Annotated in this window: 14 protein-coding genes; 7 read left to right on the top strand and 7 right to left on the bottom strand. The window is 70.5% G+C overall.

From position 1 onward, the window contains the following. Positions 1 to 6: 6 nt before the first annotated feature. The 4 genes from opcA to tkt are packed head-to-tail and all read right to left on the bottom strand — an operon-like array spanning position 7 to position 5,899. A complete protein-coding gene (gene opcA, locus ACJA3G_RS00390; protein WP_406550794.1) occupies positions 7 to 1,110 on the bottom strand; it encodes a glucose-6-phosphate dehydrogenase assembly protein OpcA in 1,104 nt (367 codons plus the stop codon). After that, positions 1,107 to 2,630 carry a glucose-6-phosphate dehydrogenase gene (gene zwf / locus ACJA3G_RS00385; protein WP_406550811.1) on the bottom strand — a complete coding sequence of 508 codons (1,524 nt, stop codon included), beginning with the start codon at positions 2,628 to 2,630 and terminating at the stop codon, positions 1,107 to 1,109. Before zwf ends, opcA begins: the two co-directional genes overlap by 4 nt. 12 nt (positions 2,631 to 2,642) lie before the next feature. After that, on the bottom strand, positions 2,643 to 3,761 hold the full coding sequence (tal, locus tag ACJA3G_RS00380; RefSeq protein WP_406550793.1) for a transaldolase: 1,119 nt from the start codon (positions 3,759 to 3,761) through the stop codon (positions 2,643 to 2,645). A gap of 35 nt (positions 3,762 to 3,796) precedes the next feature. Continuing rightward, entirely contained in the window at positions 3,797 to 5,899 is a 2,103-nt protein-coding gene (tkt, locus tag ACJA3G_RS00375) for a transketolase (RefSeq protein ID WP_406550792.1), read from the bottom strand. A 329-nt stretch (positions 5,900 to 6,228) separates the two neighbouring features. Here tkt and ACJA3G_RS00370 point away from each other — a divergent pair, with 329 nt between their 5' ends. The 3 genes from ACJA3G_RS00370 to ACJA3G_RS00360 all read left to right on the top strand — a co-directional run bounded on the left by ACJA3G_RS00370 (position 6,229) and on the right by ACJA3G_RS00360 (position 8,790). Then, positions 6,229 to 7,182, top strand: coding sequence for a heme o synthase (locus ACJA3G_RS00370; RefSeq protein ID WP_406550791.1), 954 nt, complete (start codon positions 6,229 to 6,231; stop codon positions 7,180 to 7,182). A 91-nt stretch (positions 7,183 to 7,273) separates the two neighbouring features. Continuing rightward, positions 7,274 to 7,615, top strand: a complete 342-nt coding sequence (locus tag ACJA3G_RS00365) for a hypothetical protein (protein WP_406550790.1) — start codon at positions 7,274 to 7,276, stop codon at positions 7,613 to 7,615. Positions 7,616 to 7,686: 71 nt separating this feature from the next. Then, entirely contained in the window at positions 7,687 to 8,790 is a 1,104-nt protein-coding gene (locus ACJA3G_RS00360) for an amidohydrolase (RefSeq protein WP_406550789.1), read from the top strand. On the opposite strand, the gene ACJA3G_RS00355 is transcribed toward ACJA3G_RS00360, so the two are convergent. From ACJA3G_RS00355 to ACJA3G_RS00345, 3 genes are read right to left on the bottom strand one after another with little or no spacing between them, the layout of a single operon-like run. Next, positions 8,764 to 9,768: a COX15/CtaA family protein gene (locus ACJA3G_RS00355; RefSeq protein WP_406550810.1), complete on the bottom strand. Its 1,005-nt coding sequence runs from the start codon at positions 9,766 to 9,768 to the stop codon at positions 8,764 to 8,766. The genes ACJA3G_RS00360 and ACJA3G_RS00355 overlap by 27 nt on opposite strands. A 57-nt stretch (positions 9,769 to 9,825) precedes the next feature. Next, the gene (locus ACJA3G_RS00350) at positions 9,826 to 10,599 is read right to left on the bottom strand and encodes an ABC transporter permease (RefSeq protein WP_406550788.1); all 774 of its coding nucleotides are present in this window, start codon (positions 10,597 to 10,599) and stop codon (positions 9,826 to 9,828) included. Further along, the gene (locus tag ACJA3G_RS00345; protein ID WP_406550787.1) at positions 10,596 to 11,522 is read right to left on the bottom strand and encodes an ABC transporter ATP-binding protein; all 927 of its coding nucleotides are present in this window, start codon (positions 11,520 to 11,522) and stop codon (positions 10,596 to 10,598) included. The genes ACJA3G_RS00350 and ACJA3G_RS00345 overlap by 4 nt, the downstream gene beginning before the upstream one ends. Positions 11,523 to 11,870: 348 nt before the next feature. Between ACJA3G_RS00345 and ACJA3G_RS00340 the strand changes: the two genes are divergently transcribed. From ACJA3G_RS00340 to ACJA3G_RS00325, 4 genes are all read left to right on the top strand, one after another. After that, complete coding sequence (locus ACJA3G_RS00340; protein WP_406550786.1) at positions 11,871 to 12,611, top strand: helix-turn-helix transcriptional regulator; 741 nt, start codon at positions 11,871 to 11,873, stop codon at positions 12,609 to 12,611. Then, a complete protein-coding gene (sufB, locus tag ACJA3G_RS00335; RefSeq protein WP_406550785.1) occupies positions 12,608 to 14,029 on the top strand; it encodes a Fe-S cluster assembly protein SufB in 1,422 nt (473 codons plus the stop codon). The genes ACJA3G_RS00340 and sufB overlap by 4 nt, the downstream gene beginning before the upstream one ends. Before the next feature lie 63 nt (positions 14,030 to 14,092). Then, the gene (sufD, locus tag ACJA3G_RS00330) at positions 14,093 to 15,313 is read left to right on the top strand and encodes a Fe-S cluster assembly protein SufD (protein ID WP_406550784.1); all 1,221 of its coding nucleotides are present in this window, start codon (positions 14,093 to 14,095) and stop codon (positions 15,311 to 15,313) included. Further along, positions 15,313 to 15,633, top strand: a complete 321-nt coding sequence (locus ACJA3G_RS00325) for a bifunctional 3-phenylpropionate/cinnamic acid dioxygenase ferredoxin subunit (RefSeq protein WP_406550783.1) — start codon at positions 15,313 to 15,315, stop codon at positions 15,631 to 15,633. Before sufD ends, ACJA3G_RS00325 begins: the two co-directional genes overlap by 1 nt.

Here is a 15,633-nt window from a genome sequence, read left to right as displayed (position 1 = left end):
TCGCCCTCACTTCGTCGCCGCCTTCTTGGCCGGGGCCTTCTTCGCGGCGGGCTTGGCCGACGAGTCGTCCGGACCGTCCGAAGCCTCCGGACCGTCCGAGCCGCCGGGACCGTCCGAGCCCTCGGCGGACCTGGCCGCGCCCTTCGACGCACCGCCGGAGGCGGCCGGGGCCTTCTCGCCGGCGGGCTCGCCCAGCCGGTCCACGCCGAACTTCAGCGCGGAGGCGTAGGTGTCGTCCGGGTCCAGCCGCCGCAGCTCCTCGGCGATGAGCTCGGCCGTCTCGCGCCGCTTGAGCGCCACCGCGCGGTTGGGCTGGCCCTGGATCGAGAGCGTGGCCAGCGAGCCGTCGGGGCGGTCCAGGACGATCGGACCGCAGTCCGTCTCCATCCGTACGGCGGTCAGGCCCGGGCCCGAGGACTGCGAGCGCTTCACCGGCACGTCCAGCCGGTCCGCGAGCCACATGGCGAGCAGCTCGCAGCTCGGGTTGAACTCCTCGCCCTCCACCTCGACCGAGGTCACCTTGCAGGCCACCTGGTCGAGCGCCGCGGCCAGCATCGAACGCCAGGGCGTGATACGGGTCCACGCCAGGTCGGTGTCGCCCGGGGTGTAGGTCTCGGCGCGGGCGGTCAGCTCCTCGCGCGGCTGTTCGGCGGTGTAGGTGTCGGTGACCCGGCGCTGGGCGAGGGCGCCCAGCGGGTCGTTGGCCGGGTCGGTCGGCGAGTTCACCGGCCACCAGACGACGACCGGCGCGTCCGGCAGCAGCAGCGGCAGCACCACCGACTGGGCGTGGTTGATCACCTCGCCGTACAGCCGCAGCATCACCGTCTCACCGGTGCCCGCGTCCGCACCGACCCGCACCTCGGCGTCCAGACGCGACTGGGTGCGGTCGCGCGGCGAGCGCGAGACGCGCTTGATGACGACGAGGGTGCGCGAGGGGTGCTCGCGCGAGGCGTCGCTCGCGGCGCGCAGCGCGTCGTAGGCGTTCTCCTCGTCGGTGACGATGACCAGGGTCAGGACCATGCCGACGGCGGGTGTGCCGACGGCGCGGCGGCCCTGGACGAGCGCCTTGTTGATCTTGCTGGCCGTGGTGTCCGTAAGGTCGATCTTCATGGCCGGCGCCAGCTCCGTCCGTCTCGTGCGAGCATTTCGTCCGCCTCGACCGGGCCCCAGGTGCCCGACGCGTACTGCGCGGGCGTGCCGTGGGCGTCCCAGTACTGCTCGATCGGGTCGAGGATCTTCCAGGACAGCTCGACCTCCTCCAAGCGGGGGAAGAGGTTGGAGTCGCCGAGCAGGACATCGAGGATGAGCCGCTCGTACGCCTCGGGGCTGGACTCGGTGAAGGACTCGCCGTAGGCGAAGTCCATCGACACGTCCCGGACCTCCATCGAGGTGCCCGGCACCTTGGAGCCGAACCGGACGGTCACGCCCTCGTCCGGCTGAACCCGGATGACCAGCGCGTTCTGCCCCAGCTCCTCCGTCGCCGTGTGGTCGAAGGGGGAGTGCGGGGCGCGCTGGAAGACGACCGCGATCTCGGTGACGCGGCGGCCCAGGCGCTTGCCGGTGCGCAGATAGAACGGCACGCCCGCCCAGCGGCGGTTGTCGATCTCCAGCTTGACCGCGGCGTAGGTGTCGGTCTTCGACTTGGGGTCGATCCCGTCCTCCTGGAGGTAGCCGACGGCCTTCTCGCCGCCCTGCCACCCGGCCGCGTACTGGCCGCGCACGGTGTTGGAGCCCAGGTCCTTCGGCAGCCGAACGGCGCCCAGGACCTTGGTCTTCTCGGCCGCGAGCGCGTCCGCGTCGAAGGAGGCGGGCTCCTCCATCGCGGTCAGCGCGAGCAGCTGGAGGAGGTGGTTCTGGATGACGTCACGGGCCGCGCCGATGCCGTCGTAGTACCCGGCCCGGCCGCCGATGCCGATGTCCTCGGCCATCGTGATCTGGACGTGGTCGACGTACGACCGGTTCCAGAGCGGCTCGAACATGGTGTTGGCGAAGCGGAGCGCCAGGATGTTCTGGACGGTCTCCTTGCCGAGGTAGTGGTCGATCCGGAAGACCTCGTCCGCCGGGAAGACCTCGTGCACGACCTGGTTGAGCTCCTGGGCGGAGATCAGGTCGTGGCCGAAGGGCTTCTCGATGACCGCGCGGCGCCACGCGCCGTCCTTCTGGTCGGCGAGCCCGTGCTTCTTGAGCTGCTGGACGACCTGGGGGAAGAACTTCGGCGGCACCGAGAGGTAGAAGGCGAAGTTGCCGCCGGTGCCCTGCGCCTTGTCGAGCTCGGCGATCGTCGACTTCAGCTGCTCGAAGGCGTCGTCGTCGTCGAAGTCGCCCTGGACGAAGCGCATGCCCTGGATGAGCTGCTGCCAGACCTCCTCACGGAAGGGGGTCCGCGCGTGCGCCTTGACGGCGTCGTGGACCTCCTGGGCGAAGTCCTCGTCCTGCCACTCGCGACGGGCGAAGCCGATCAGCGAGAAGCCCGGCGGAAGCAGACCGCGGTTGGCGAGGTCATAGACGGCGGGCATCAACTTTTTACGGGACAAATCGCCCGTGACACCAAAGATCACCAGGCCCGACGGCCCCGCGATACGCGGGAGCCGTCGGTCTGCGGCGTCACGAAGCGGATTCGCTGGGCGAATCGCAGTCAAGATCTACGCCTCCGAGGGTGCGAGGCGCTTGAGCTCCGCCTCGGTGGACTTGAGCAGGTCGTTCCAGGCGCCCTCGAACTTCTCGACGCCCTCGTCCTCCAGGAGCTGCACGACCTCGTCGTAGGAGATCCCGAGCTTCTCCAGGGCGTCGAGCTCGGCGCGGGCCTGCTCGTAGGTGCCCGAGACGGTGTCGCCGGTGATCTGCCCGTGGTCGGCGGTCGCCTCCAGGGTGGCCTCCGGCATGGTGTTCACCGTGTTGGGCGCGACCAGGTCGTCCACGTACAGGGTGTCCTTGTACGCCTTGTCCTTGACGCCGGTGGAGGCCCACAGCGGGCGCTGCTTGTTGGCGTGCGCCTTGTCGAGCGCCGCCCAGCGGTCGGAGGAGAAGACCTCCTCGTACGCCTGGTAGGCGAGCCGCGCGTTGGCCAGACCGGCCTTGCCGCGGGCGGCCTTGGCCTCGTCGGTGCCGAGCGCGTCGATCCGCTTGTCGATCTCGGTGTCCACGCGGGACACGAAGAAGGACGCCACCGAGTGGATCTTCGACAGGTCCAGGCCGCGCTCCTTGGCCTTCTCCAGGCCGGTCAGGTAGGCGTCCATGACCTTGCGGTAGCGCTCAAGGGAGAAGATGAGCGTGACGTTGACGCTGATGCCCAGACCGATGGTCTCGGCGATCGCCGGCAGACCCGCCTCGGTGGCCGGGATCTTGATGAGCGTGTTCGGGCGGTCCACCAGCCACGCCAGCTGCTTGGCCTCGGCGACCGTGGCCCGGGTGTCGTGCGCCAGGCGCGGGTCGACCTCGATGGAGACCCGGCCGTCCTGGCCCTCGGTCGCGTCGAAGACCGGCCGCAGGATGTCGGCGGCGTCCCTCACGTCCGCCGTCGTGATCATGCGGATGGCCTCTTCGACGGTGACCCTGCGGGCCGCGAGGTCGGTGAGCTGGGTGTCGTAGCCGTCGCCCTGGCTGATCGCCTTCTGGAAGATCGACGGGTTGGTGGTGACACCCACCACGTGCGACTGGTCGACCAGCTCGGCCAGGTTGCCGGACGTGATCCGCTTGCGCGACAGGTCGTCGAGCCAGATCGCGACGCCTTCGTCGGAGAGGCGCTTGAGTGCGTCTGTCATGAGAAATGCATCTCCTACTAGTTCGTATACCGGCGTCAGCGCGTGGCGGCGGCGAGAGATTCCCGGGCGGCGGCGGCCACGTGGTCGGCGGTGAAGCCGAACTCCCGGAAGAGGACCTTGCCGTCCGCCGAAGCGCCGAAGTGCTCCAGCGAGACGATGCGGCCCGCGTCGCCCACGTACCGGTGCCAGGTCAGACCGATACCGGCCTCGACCGCGACCCGCGCCCGGACCGACGGCGGCAGGACGCTGTCCTTGTACGCCTGGTCCTGCTCCTCGAACCACTCCACGGACGGCATCGAGACGACCCGCGTCGGCACACCGGCCGCCTGGAGCTGCTCGCGCGCCTCGACGGCGAGCTGGACCTCGGAACCGGTGCCGATGAGCACGACCTGCGCCTCGGCGGCCTCGCCGGAGGGGCCGGCGGCGTCGAAGAGCACGTAACCGCCCTTGGCCGCGTCCTCGTTGGGCTCGTACGTCGGCACGCCCTGGCGGGTCAGCACCAGGCCGTGCGGGGCGCCCTTGCCGAACACCTTGGTGTAGCGCCGGAGGATCTCGCGCCAGGCGATGGCGGTCTCGTTGGCGTCCGCCGGGCGGACCACGTTCAGGCCCGGGATGGCCCGCAGCGAGGCCAGGTGCTCGACCGGCTGGTGGGTCGGGCCGTCCTCGCCCAGACCGATGGAGTCGTGCGTCCACACGTACGTCACCGGCAGGTGCATCAGGGCCGACAGACGCACCGCGTTGCGCATGTAGTCGGAGAACACCAGGAAGGTGCCGCCGTAGATGCGCGTGTTGCCGTGGAGCGCGATGCCGTTCATCTCGGCGGCCATCGAGTGCTCGCGGATGCCGAAGTGGATCGTTCGGCCGTACGGGTCGGCCTCCGGCAGCGGGTTGCCGGCCGGCAGGAACGACGAGTTCTTGTCGATCGTCGTGTTGTTCGAGCCCGCGAGGTCGGCGGAGCCGCCCCACAGCTCGGGGATGACCGCGCCCAGGGCCTGGAGGACCTTGCCGGAGGCGGCGCGGGTGGCGACGCCCTTGCCGGTCTCGAAGACGGGGAGCTTCTCCTCCCAGCCCTCGGGCAGCTCGCCCGCGTTGATCCGGTCGAACTCGGCGGCGCGCTCGGGGTTGGCGGTGCGCCAGGCGGCGAACGACTTCTCCCACTCGGCGCGGGCCTCACGGCCGCGGTCCAGGGCGCCACGGGTGTGCGCCAGGACCTCGTCGGCGACCTCGAAGGTCTTCTCCGGGTCGAAGCCCAGCACCCGCTTGGTGGCCGCCACCTCGTCGTCGCCGAGCGCCGAGCCGTGCGCGGCCTCGGTGTTCTGCGCGTGCGGGGCGGGCCAGGCGATGATCGAGCGCATCGCGATGAAGGAGGGGCGCTCGGTCTCGGCCTTGGCGGCCTCGATCGCCTCGAACAGCGCCTTCGGGTCCAGGTCGCCGTTCTCCTTCGGGGCCACGCGCTGGACGTGCCAGCCGTACGCCTCGTACCGCTTCAGCGTGTCCTCGGACACGGCGGTCTCGGTGTCGCCCTCGATGGAGATGTGGTTGTCGTCCCAGAGCAGGACCAGGTTGCCCAGCTTCTGGTGGCCGGCGAGCGAGGAGGCCTCGGAGGAGATGCCCTCCTGGAGGCAGCCGTCGCCCGCGACGGCGAAGACGAAGTGGTCGAACGGGGAGGTGCCGGGGGCCGCCTCCGGGTCGAACAGGCCGCGCTCGTAGCGGGCGGCCATGGCCATGCCCACGGCATTGGCGACACCCTGTCCCAGCGGGCCGGTGGTCGTCTCCACGCCGGTGGTGTGGCCGTACTCCGGGTGACCCGGGGTCCTGGAACCCCAGGTGCGGAACGCCTTCAGGTCGTCCAGCTCCAGGCCGTACCCGGCCAGGTAGAGCTGGACGTACAGCGTCAGGGAGGAGTGGCCCGCGGACAGCACGAAGCGGTCGCGTCCGGTCCAGTCGGCGTCCGCCGGGTCGTGGCGCATCACCTTCTGGAAGAGGGTGTACGCGGCCGGGGACAGGCTCATCGCCGTACCAGGATGGCCGTTGCCGACCTTCTGTACAGCATCCGCGGCCAGGACGCGGCCGGTGTCTACGGCCCGCTGGTCCAGTTCGGTCCACTCAAGGTCTGTGGTGGTCGGCTTGGTGCTCACCCTGTGTCAGGGCTCCTCTCCACATGTTCGTTCCCGGTGACTGTGGGCGCACCGGGCGTTGTCGAGCCTACCCCCGCCGGAACGCTCATTTTTTCGACTGCCCACGGGTTGGGACACACACTCCAGAGTGCCCAAGACCGGTCACTTCCGCCTCACGGCGCAGTCTTCGCGACCCGGCGCCAACACGAGCCCACCCCCGCGAAGGGCGGCGTCTGGGCAACGTCTACAGTGGCGTGGTACGCGCAAGTCTTCACCGGGTTCTCTTGCCCGGAACGTCCGGGCCCATCCGACCGATTGCCCCGGGACTTGCTGGGAATTCTCTGTCAGGGGTGTGCGTGACGGCCGTCGAGTCCCGACCCGCAGGGGTCGTCTTGACTCCCAGCCCGGGGGCCCATCGGCCGTTCGGGGCCCGCGTCAAGGCGTTCGTGGCACTGACCAAGCCGCGGATCATCGAACTGCTCCTCATCACCACCATTCCGGTGATGTTCCTGGCCGAGCAGGGCGTTCCGTCACTCTGGCTCGTGCTGACCACCACCGTCGGCGGCTACCTCTCGGCGGGCGGCGCCAACGCGCTGAACATGTACATCGACCGGGACATCGACGCGCTGATGGACCGCACCTCGCAGCGGCCCCTGGTGACCGGGATGGTCTCGCCGCGCGAGTGCCTCGCCTTCGGCATCACCCTCGCGGTCGTCTCGACGCTGTGGTTCGGACTGCTCGTCAACTGGCTGTCCGCCGCGCTGTCCCTCGGTGCGCTGCTCTTCTACGTGGTCGTCTACACGATGATCCTCAAGCGCCGCACCTCGCAGAACATCGTCTGGGGCGGCATCGCGGGCTGTATGCCGGTCCTCATCGGCTGGTCGGCCGTCACGGACTCGATGTCCTGGGCCGCCGTCATCCTCTTCCTGGTCATCTTCTTCTGGACGCCGCCGCACTACTGGCCGCTGTCGATGAAGGTGAAGGACGACTACGCGCGCGTGGGCGTCCCGATGCTGCCGGTCATCGCCTCCAACCGGGTCGTGGCCCGCCAGATCGTCGCGTACAGCTGGGTGATGGTCGCCGTCTCGCTGCTGCTGACCCCGCTCGGCTACACCGGCTGGTTCTACACGGCGGTGGCGCTGGTCTCGGGCGGCTGGTGGCTGTGGGAGGCGCACGGCCTCCAGAACCGCGCCAAGGCGGGCGTGACGGGTGGGAAGCTCAAGGAGATGCGGCTGTTCCACTGGTCGATCACCTATGTGTCGCTGCTCTTCGTGGCGGTCGCGGTGGACCCGTTCCTGCGGTAGGCACCCGCTCTTCCCGACCGGAGGGTCCAGTGGCACAGGCCACGGGGCCCTCCCGTCGCATCTGGATCTACTCGCGAGTAGCATCCTGGACATGGCAGAAACCCAGGTTGACGAGAAGCAGGCCGCCAAGGCCGAGCGGCGGGCCGCGCGCCTCGCCAAGCAGATCGGCCACTTCGCCAAGGAGCACGGCGGCGCCGAGGGCCAGGTCGCGTACATCGGTCAGCGCGGCGCGCGGATCGTGCTGGTCGGCGAGGACGGCGGCTGGGGCGACCTGGTGGCCCCCAGCCACGCCATCGCGCTGAGCGCGGTCGAGAAGGCCGGCATCACCCTCCACGAGGACTTCGACGGCGAGTTCGCCGCCAAGGTGAAGACCGGCCGGTACGAGTGGAGCCGGATGGCCGGCATCCAGCTCGGCGGTCCTAAGAACGGCTGAACGGCAACAGCAACACTCATCCGGGGCTCACCCGTTAGTGAGGTGGAAGCACACCACCCAGGGAGCCCCGGATGATCGACGCCGTGCCGCAGCCGGACCTGGTGGACCAGTACTGCCACGGGGTGCTCCGCACCGAGCTGGGGCTCGGCACGTTCGAGACGCAGCTCGGCAGGACCGGCGCCCCGCCCGCCCCAGGCACCACGTTCTTCGACACCCAGACGGGCTTCGCGGTGCGCCGCTGGTGCCCGCCGCTGCTGGGCCTGGAGGCGCACTGCACCCCGGCCCGCTATCTGGCCCGCCGACGCGAGCTGGGCGTCCTGGAGACCGTCAGACGGCTGCTGCGGGGCTCGGGTGTGTCCACCTATCTGGTCGACACGAGTCCGCCCGGGGATCTGACCGGGCCCGGCGAGCTGGCCGCCGCCGGGGCCGCCGACGCCCATGAGATCGTCCGGCTGGAACCGCTGGCCGAGCAGGTCGCCGACACCTCCGGCACGGTCGACGCCTTCCTCGCCAACCTCGCCGAGGCCGTGCACACCGCCGCCGCCTCCGCCGTCGCCTTCCTCTCCGTGACGGCCGTACGCCGGCACCTCGACCCGGCCCCGCCCGGCCCCGGCGAGGTGCGCGGGGCGGCGGGGCGCTGGCTCACCCGGCGCCGCATCCAGGAGCCGCTGGAGGACCCGGTGCTGCTGCGCCATCTGCTGTGGAGCGCGGTCGCCTCGGGCCGCCCGCTCCAGCTGCGGCTGGGCATGGACGACGCGAGCGGGCTCGCCTCCTTCGCCGCCGCCACCAGCGGCCTCGGCACGGACCTGGTGCTGCTGCACGGCTATCCGTACCACCGCCAGGCGGCCCATCTGGCGAGCGTGTTCCCGCATGTGTACGCGGATGTGGGGCCGGCCCTGGTGCGCACCGGCGCGCGCGCCGCGGACGTGCTGGCCGAGCTCCTGGAGCTGGCGCCGTTCGGCAAGCTGCTCTACTCCAGCGGCGCGCGCGGCCTGCCCGAACTGCACGTGGTGGGCGCGCGGCTGTTCACCCACGCGCTGGGACGGGTGCTGGGCGCGTGGGTGGCCGACGGGGCGTGGGCGCGCGACGACGCGGAACGGGTCGCCGCGATGATCGGGGCGGGGAACGCCCGGCGGGTGTACGGGCTGTCAGGCGCGGGTGAGCGCGGGGTCTGACTGGGCCGGGACCGGCACGGCGGTGTGCGGGCGCTCGCGCAGCGAGAGCAGGACCCGGACCACGGCGATCCACACCAGGCAGGACCCGAGCATGTGCAGCGCGACCAGGGCCTCGGGGGTCTTGGTGAAGTACTGGACGTAACCGATGATCCCCTGGCCCATCAGCACCAGGAACAGCTCGCGGGCCCGGTCGCGCGGGCCCTTCGGGGCGTCGACCGCCTTCAGGACGAACCAGAGCGCGACCGTGAGGGCCACCACGACCCACGCCAGGTCGGCGTGGAGCTGGCTGATCATCGTCCAGTTCAGCGGGATGCGGTCCACGTCGCTGGAGTCGCCCGCGTGGCGCCCGGCGCCGGTGACGACCGTGCCGACCGCGACCAGCGCGCCCGCCGCGACCACCAGGAGCCAGGTCAGCTGGATCACGGCGCCGCCGACCAGCGGGCGCGGCGCGCCGTCGCCCTCGCGGACGCGCTGCCAGGTCGTCATCGCGACCGTGAGGAGCGCGGTGGAGAGCAGGAAGTGCGCCGCGACGGTGTACGGGTTGAGGCCGACCAGGACGACGATGCCGCCCAGGACCGCGTTGCCCATGACGATCCAGAACTGTGCCCAGCCCAGCCGGGTGACGCCGCGCCGCCAGGGGCTCGCGGCCCGGGCCGCGACGATCGCCCAGCCGACGGCCGCGCACAGCACGTACGTCAGCATCCGGTTGCCGAACTCGACGGCGCTGTGGAAGTCCATCTCGCCCGTCGGCGCCAGGCTCTGGTCGGTGCACTTGGGCCAGGTCGGGCAGCCGAGCCCGGACCCGGTGAGCCGTACCGCGCCGCCGGTCACCACGATGACGACGGCCATGACGACGGCGGCGAGCGCCGCGCGCTGGACGGTCCGCGGGGACGGCGTCCACCGTTCGGCGATGAAGGCGAGCGGGTTGCGCACCGCCTGAGCCGCTTCGGCTCGGGTCACGTTCGGCATGGGCTCTATCGTAGGGCTCCGTTTGTGCATGTTTTCACGAGGGGTCGCCGCCCCTGTGCGCGCGCCTCACTCCCAGCGGAAGAACCGCGCCGCCGCGCCCAGCCCCAGGACCGTCCAGACCGCCAGGACACCCAGGTCGCCCCAGGGCATCGAGGCACCCTGCTGGAGCACGTCCCGCAGCCCGTCCGAGAGCGCCGAGATGGGCAGCAGCCCCAGCGCCGTCTGCACGCCGCCGGGGAACTTGTCCATCGGCACGATGACCCCGCCGCCCACCAGCAGCAGCAGGAAGACCAGATTGGCCGCGGCGAGCGTCGCCTCGGCCTTCAGGGTGCCCGCCATCAGCAGTCCGAGCCCGGAGAAGGCGGCCGTGCCGAGCACCAGAAGGAGCAGCACCGCGAACGGGTTGCCGTGCGGCGACCAGCCGAGTGCGAAGGCGATCACCGTCAGCAGGACGATCTGGAGGGCCTCGGTGACCAGCACCGACAGCGTCTTGGCGGTCATCAGCGCCCAGCGCGGCAGCGGCGAGGCGCCGAGCCGCTTGAGCACGCCGTAGCGCCGCTCGAAGCCGGTGGCGATGGCCTGGCCGGTGAAGGCGGTGGACATCACGGCGAGCGCCAGGATGCCCGGGGTGAGGAAGTCGACGGACTTCCCCTCGCCGGTGTCGATGATGTCGACGCCGCTGAAGAGCACGAGCAGCAGCGTCGGGATGACCACGGTGAGCAGCAGCTGCTCGCCGTTGCGCAGCAGCATCCGCGTCTCCAGCGCGGTCTGCGCGCCGATCATCCGGCCGACGGGCGCGGCCCCCGGGTCCGGGGTGTACGTACCGGTACCGACACTCATCGGCGCAGCTCCCTGCCGGTCAGTTCCAAGAAGACGTCCTCCAGCGTGTGGCGCTCCACCGCGATGCCGTCGGGCATCACACCGTGCTGGGCGCACCAGGAGGTCACGGTGGCCAGCAGCTGGGGGTCGACGGTGCCGCTGATGCGGTACGCGCCGGGGGTGAGCTCGGCCGCGGCCGTGCCGTCGGGCAGCGCCTTCAGAAGGGAGGCGAGGTCGAGGCCGGGGCGGCCGGTGAAGCGCAGGGTGTTCTCGGCCCCGCCCCGGCAGAGCGCCTCGGGTGAGCCCTGGGCGACGACCTTGCCCGCGTCGACGATCACCACGTCGTCCGCGAGCTGTTCGGCCTCGTCCATGAAGTGCGTGGTCAGGACCGTGCTGACGCCGTCGGCGCGCAGCTCCCGCACCAGGTCCCAGGTGGCGCGGCGGGCCTGCGGGTCCAGGCCCGCGGTCGGCTCGTCGAGGAAGACCAGCTCGGGGCGGCCGACCACGGCCATGGCGAGGGCGAGGCGCTGCTGCTGGCCGCCGGAGAGACGGCGGTAGGCGGTGCGCCCGCAGCTCTCCAGGCCGAGGCGCTCGATGAGCGCAGGCACGTCGAGGGGGCGGGCGTGCAGCTTCGCCATGTGGCGGAGCATCTCCTCGGCGCGGGCGCCGGGGTAGACGCCGCCGGACTGGAGCATCACCCCGATGCGCGGGCGCAGCCGCTCGGCCTCGGTGACCGGGTCCAGGCCCAGGACGCGGACGGTGCCGGCGTCGGGTCTGCGGTAGCCCTCGCAGGTCTCGATCGTGGTGGTCTTGCCGGCACCGTTGGGACCGAGGACGGCGGTGACGGTCCCGGCGGCGACCCGCAGGTCGAGGCCGTCCACGGCGGTCTTCGATCCGTACCGTTTGACCAGGCCGCTGACCTGGACGACGGACTCGCTCTTCATGACGGGCAAGTCTAGGCAGCGCGCGCGGGGCTCCGGACCGGGGGAGGGGGTCGTACGGAGGCATGGACGCGCGGATGTGCGACCTTCGATTTCCGGCCACCGGACGGTCCGCGCGAGCCCCGGCCGGACCCGGCCCGCCGGGCCTCGTCCCGGGGGTGCGAGCGGGATGGTGAGGCGGTCATACGCCGAGGTCACAGGGTGGGCGGCCCTTTGTTCCCGGGTCCGTCAGGTGATCGATCAGAGATCGTTTCCGCAGGTCAGCTTAGGTAGGCCTAAGTGATGCACCGCACCGCCCGATGATCGGGACGTGGCTTGTCAGGCTCTGAGGAATTACGCAACAATGGTGTTGTGAAAAACGTCGGCGAGGCTCCGCAGGAGGAGATCGCGACCGGTGAGCGGTCCACCCGCAACCGGGTCGCGCGCTCCATCCTGGATCACGGCCCCTCCACCGTCGCGGACCTCGCGAAGCGCCTCGGACTCACCCAGGCCGCCGTCCGCCGCCACCTCGACGCCCTCGTGGCCGACGACGTGGTCGTCGCCCGCGAACAGCGGGTGTACGGGGCACGGACCCGTGGCAGGCCCGCCAAGGTCTTCGCCCTCACGGACTGCGGGCGGGACGCCTTCGACCAGTCGTACGACAAGCTGGCCGTGGACGCGCTCCGCTGGATCGAGCGGTCCGCGGGCGAGGAGGCCGTCGTCGCCTTCGCGCGCGCCCGCGTCGAGGCCCAGGCCGAGAGTTACCGCGAGGCCGTCGAGGCGGCGCCGCCCGAGGAGCGCACCGAGGCGCTGGCCAGGGCCTTGACCGCCGACGGGTACGCTGCTACGGCGCGCAGTGCGCCCCTCCCCGGACGGGGCGAGCAGCTCTGCCAGCACCACTGCCCGGTCGCGCACGCCGCCGAGCAGTTCCCGCAGCTGTGCGAGGCGGAGACGGAGTTCTTCTCCCGCCTGCTCGGAACCCATGTGCAGCGTCTGGCCACCATCGCCCACGGCGACGGGGTGTGCACGACGTTCATCCCGCACAGCGCACCACAGACCCCGCACGACACCGAATCAGCATCCACAAGCACGGCCGGGAGGAACCCCGCATGACTCTCCCCACGGAGACTGCCCACCCCGAACTCGAGGGCCTGGGCACGTACGAGTACGGCTGGGCCGACTCCGACACGGCGGGTGCCACCGCCAAGCGCGGGCTCTCCGAGGACGTCGTCCGCGACATCTCGGCGAAGAAGAACGAGCCCGAGTGGATGCTGAAGCTGCGCCTCAAGGGCCTGCGTCTGTTCGACAGGAAGCCCATGCCCAACTGGGGCTCGGACCTGTCGGGCATCGACTTCGACAACATCAAGTACTTCGTGCGGTCCACGGAGAAGCAGGCGGAGTCCTGGGAGGACCTGCCCGAGGACATCAAGAACACGTACGACAAGCTCGGCATCCCCGAGGCGGAGAAGCAGCGCCTCGTCGCCGGTGTCGCGGCCCAGTACGAGTCCGAGGTCGTCTACCACCAGATCCGTGAGGACCTGGAGGAGCAGGGCGTCATCTTCCTCGACACCGACACCGCGCTGAAGGAGCACCCGGAGCTCTTCCAGGAGTACTTCGGCACCGTCATCCCGGTCGGCGACAACAAGTTCGCGTCGCTGAACACCGCGGTGTGGTCCGGCGGCTCGTTCATCTACGTGCCCAAGGGCGTCCACGTCGACATCCCGCTCCAGGCCTACTTCCGTATCAACACGGAGAACATGGGCCAGTTCGAGCGGACGCTGATCATCGTGGACGAGGACGCTTACGTCCACTACGTCGAGGGCTGCACCGCCCCGATCTACTCCTCCGACTCGCTGCACAGCGCCGTCGTGGAGATCATCGTCAAGAAGGGCGGCCGGTGCCGCTACACGACGATCCAGAACTGGTCGAACAACGTCTACAACCTGGTCACCAAGCGCGCCGTGGCGTACGAGGGCGCGACCATGGAGTGGATCGACGGCAACATCGGTTCCAAGGTCACCATGAAGTACCCGGCGGTCTACCTGATGGGCGAGCACGCCAAGGGCGAGACCCTGTCCATCGCCTTCGCGGGCGAGGGCCAGCACCAGGACGCCGGCTCCAAGATGGTCCACATGGCGCCGAACACGTCCTCCAACATCGTCTCCAAGTCGGTGGCGCGCGGCGGTGGCCGCACCTCGTACCGCGGTCTGGTCGAGATCGGTGAGGGCGCGGCCGGATCGAAGTCGAACGTGCTGTGCGACGCGCTGCTCGTCGACACGATCTCCCGCTCCGACACCTACCCGTACGTCGACGTCCGTGAGGACGACGTGTCCATGGGCCACGAGGCGACCGTCTCCAAGGTCTCCGAGGACCAGCTCTTCTACCTGATGAGCCGCGGTCTGACGGAGTTCGAGGCGATGGCGATGATCGTGCGCGGCTTCGTCGAGCCGATCGCCAAGGAGCTGCCCATGGAGTACGCCCTGGAGCTCAACCGGCTGATCGAGCTGCAGATGGAGGGTTCGGTCGGCTAGCCAGGCCACCGTCCCCGCAGCAGCGAACGCAGACTGATCTAGGAAGAGAGCACTACGACAGCCATGGCTGAGGCTCAGAACTCCCCCAAGACCTCGACTCCGCTCGGTCAGGGGGGACCCCCACCGCTTGGCTCCACCACCGCCGGCTCGATCGCGGTGGCCGCAGAGTCGACCGTCGCCACGCGCATGAGCGCGCCCCCGTCCTTCGACGTGGCGGACTTCCCCGTGCCGCACGGCCGCGAGGAGGAGTGGCGGTTCACCCCGCTGGACCGGCTGCGCGGGCTGCACGACGGCACCGCCGTCGCGACCGGCGACGGGCTGCGCGTCGAGGTGAGCGCCCCCGAGGGCGTCATCGTCGAGACGGTGGGCCGCGACGACGCCCGGCTCGGCCGGGCCGGCACGCCGGTGGACCGGGTCGCCGCCCAGGCCTACTCCTCGTTCGAGAAGGCCTCGGTCGTGACCGTCCCCAAGGAGACGGTCCTCAGCGAGCCGATCCGTATCGCCGTGCACGGCGAGGGCGGCACGGTCTACGCGCACCAGGTCGTCGAGCTCGGCGCGTTCGCCGAGGCCGTCGTGGTCATCGACCACACCGGTGACGCGGTGCTCGCCGCCAACGTGGACTTCGTCCTCGGCGACGGCGCCAAGCTGACCGTCGTCTCCGTGCAGGACTGGGACGACAAGGCCGTCCACGTCGCCCAGCACAACACGCTGGTCGGCCGGGACGCCTCCTTCAAGTCCGTGGTCGTCACCTTCGGCGGCGACCTGGTCCGGCTGCACCCGCGCGTCTCCTACGCGGGCACCGGCGGCGAGGCCGAGCTCTTCGGGCTGTACTTCACCGACAAGGGCCAGCACCAGGAGCACCGCCTCCTGGTCGACCACAACACCCCGCACTGCAAGTCCCACGCCGTGTACAAGGGCGCCCTCCAGGGCGACGACGCGCACGCCGTGTGGATCGGTGACGTCCTCATCCAGGCCAAGGCCGAGGGCACCGACACCTACGAGATGAACCGCAACCTGGTGCTGACCGACGGCGCCCGGGTCGACTCCGTGCCGAACCTGGAGATCGAGACCGGCGAGATCGCCGGCGCCGGTCACGCCTCGGCCACCGGCCGCTTCGACGACGAGCAGCTCTTCTACCTGATGGCGCGCGGCATCCCGCAGACCGAGGCCCGCCGGCTGGTGGTGCGCGGCTTCTTCGCCGAGCTCGTCCAGCAGGTCGGTGTGGCGGACGTCGAGGAGCGCCTGCTCGCCAAGATCGAGGCGGAGCTGGAGGCGTCCGTCTGATGAGCGCCTTCGTCCGCGTCTGCGCACTGAGCGAGCTGGAAGAGGACACCCCCAGGCGGGTGGAGCTCGACGGCACGCCGGTGTCGGTCGTCCGTACGGCGGGCGAGGTGTTCGCGATCAACGACATCTGCTCGCACGCCAACGTCTCGCTGTCGGAGGGCGAGGTGGAGGACTGCCAGATCGAGTGCTGGCTGCACGGCTCCAGCTTCGACCTGCGCACCGGCAAGCCGTCCGGCCTCCCCGCGACGCGACCCGTGCCCGTATACCCCGTAAAGATCGAAGGGGACGATGTGCTCGTCTCCGTATCCCAGGAGAACTAA

Origin of the sequence: Streptomyces sp. YS-3, assembly GCF_045257485.1 — a bacterium.
Lineage (GTDB): Bacteria > Actinomycetota > Actinomycetes > Streptomycetales > Streptomycetaceae > Streptomyces.
This window is presented reverse-complemented; position numbering and strand designations above follow the sequence as displayed.

Bases quoted from the DNA above. Each gene is read 5' to 3' on its own strand.
- opcA (WP_406550794.1), bottom strand. From the start codon at position 1,110: ATGAAGATCGACCTTACGGACACCACGGCCAGCAAGATCAACAAGGCG.
- tal (WP_406550793.1), bottom strand. From the start codon at position 3,761: ATGACAGACGCACTCAAGCGCCTCTCCGACGAAGGCGTCGCGATCTGG.
- ACJA3G_RS00365 (WP_406550790.1), top strand. From the start codon at position 7,274: ATGGCAGAAACCCAGGTTGACGAGAAGCAGGCCGCCAAGGCCGAGCGG.
- ACJA3G_RS00360 (WP_406550789.1), top strand. From the start codon at position 7,687: ATGATCGACGCCGTGCCGCAGCCGGACCTGGTGGACCAGTACTGCCAC.
- ACJA3G_RS00350 (WP_406550788.1), bottom strand. From the start codon at position 10,599: ATGAGTGTCGGTACCGGTACGTACACCCCGGACCCGGGGGCCGCGCCC.
- ACJA3G_RS00345 (WP_406550787.1), bottom strand. From the start codon at position 11,522: ATGAAGAGCGAGTCCGTCGTCCAGGTCAGCGGCCTGGTCAAACGGTAC.
- sufB (WP_406550785.1), top strand. From the start codon at position 12,608: ATGACTCTCCCCACGGAGACTGCCCACCCCGAACTCGAGGGCCTGGGC.
- sufD (WP_406550784.1), top strand. From the start codon at position 14,093: ATGGCTGAGGCTCAGAACTCCCCCAAGACCTCGACTCCGCTCGGTCAG.
- ACJA3G_RS00325 (WP_406550783.1), top strand. From the start codon at position 15,313: ATGAGCGCCTTCGTCCGCGTCTGCGCACTGAGCGAGCTGGAAGAGGAC.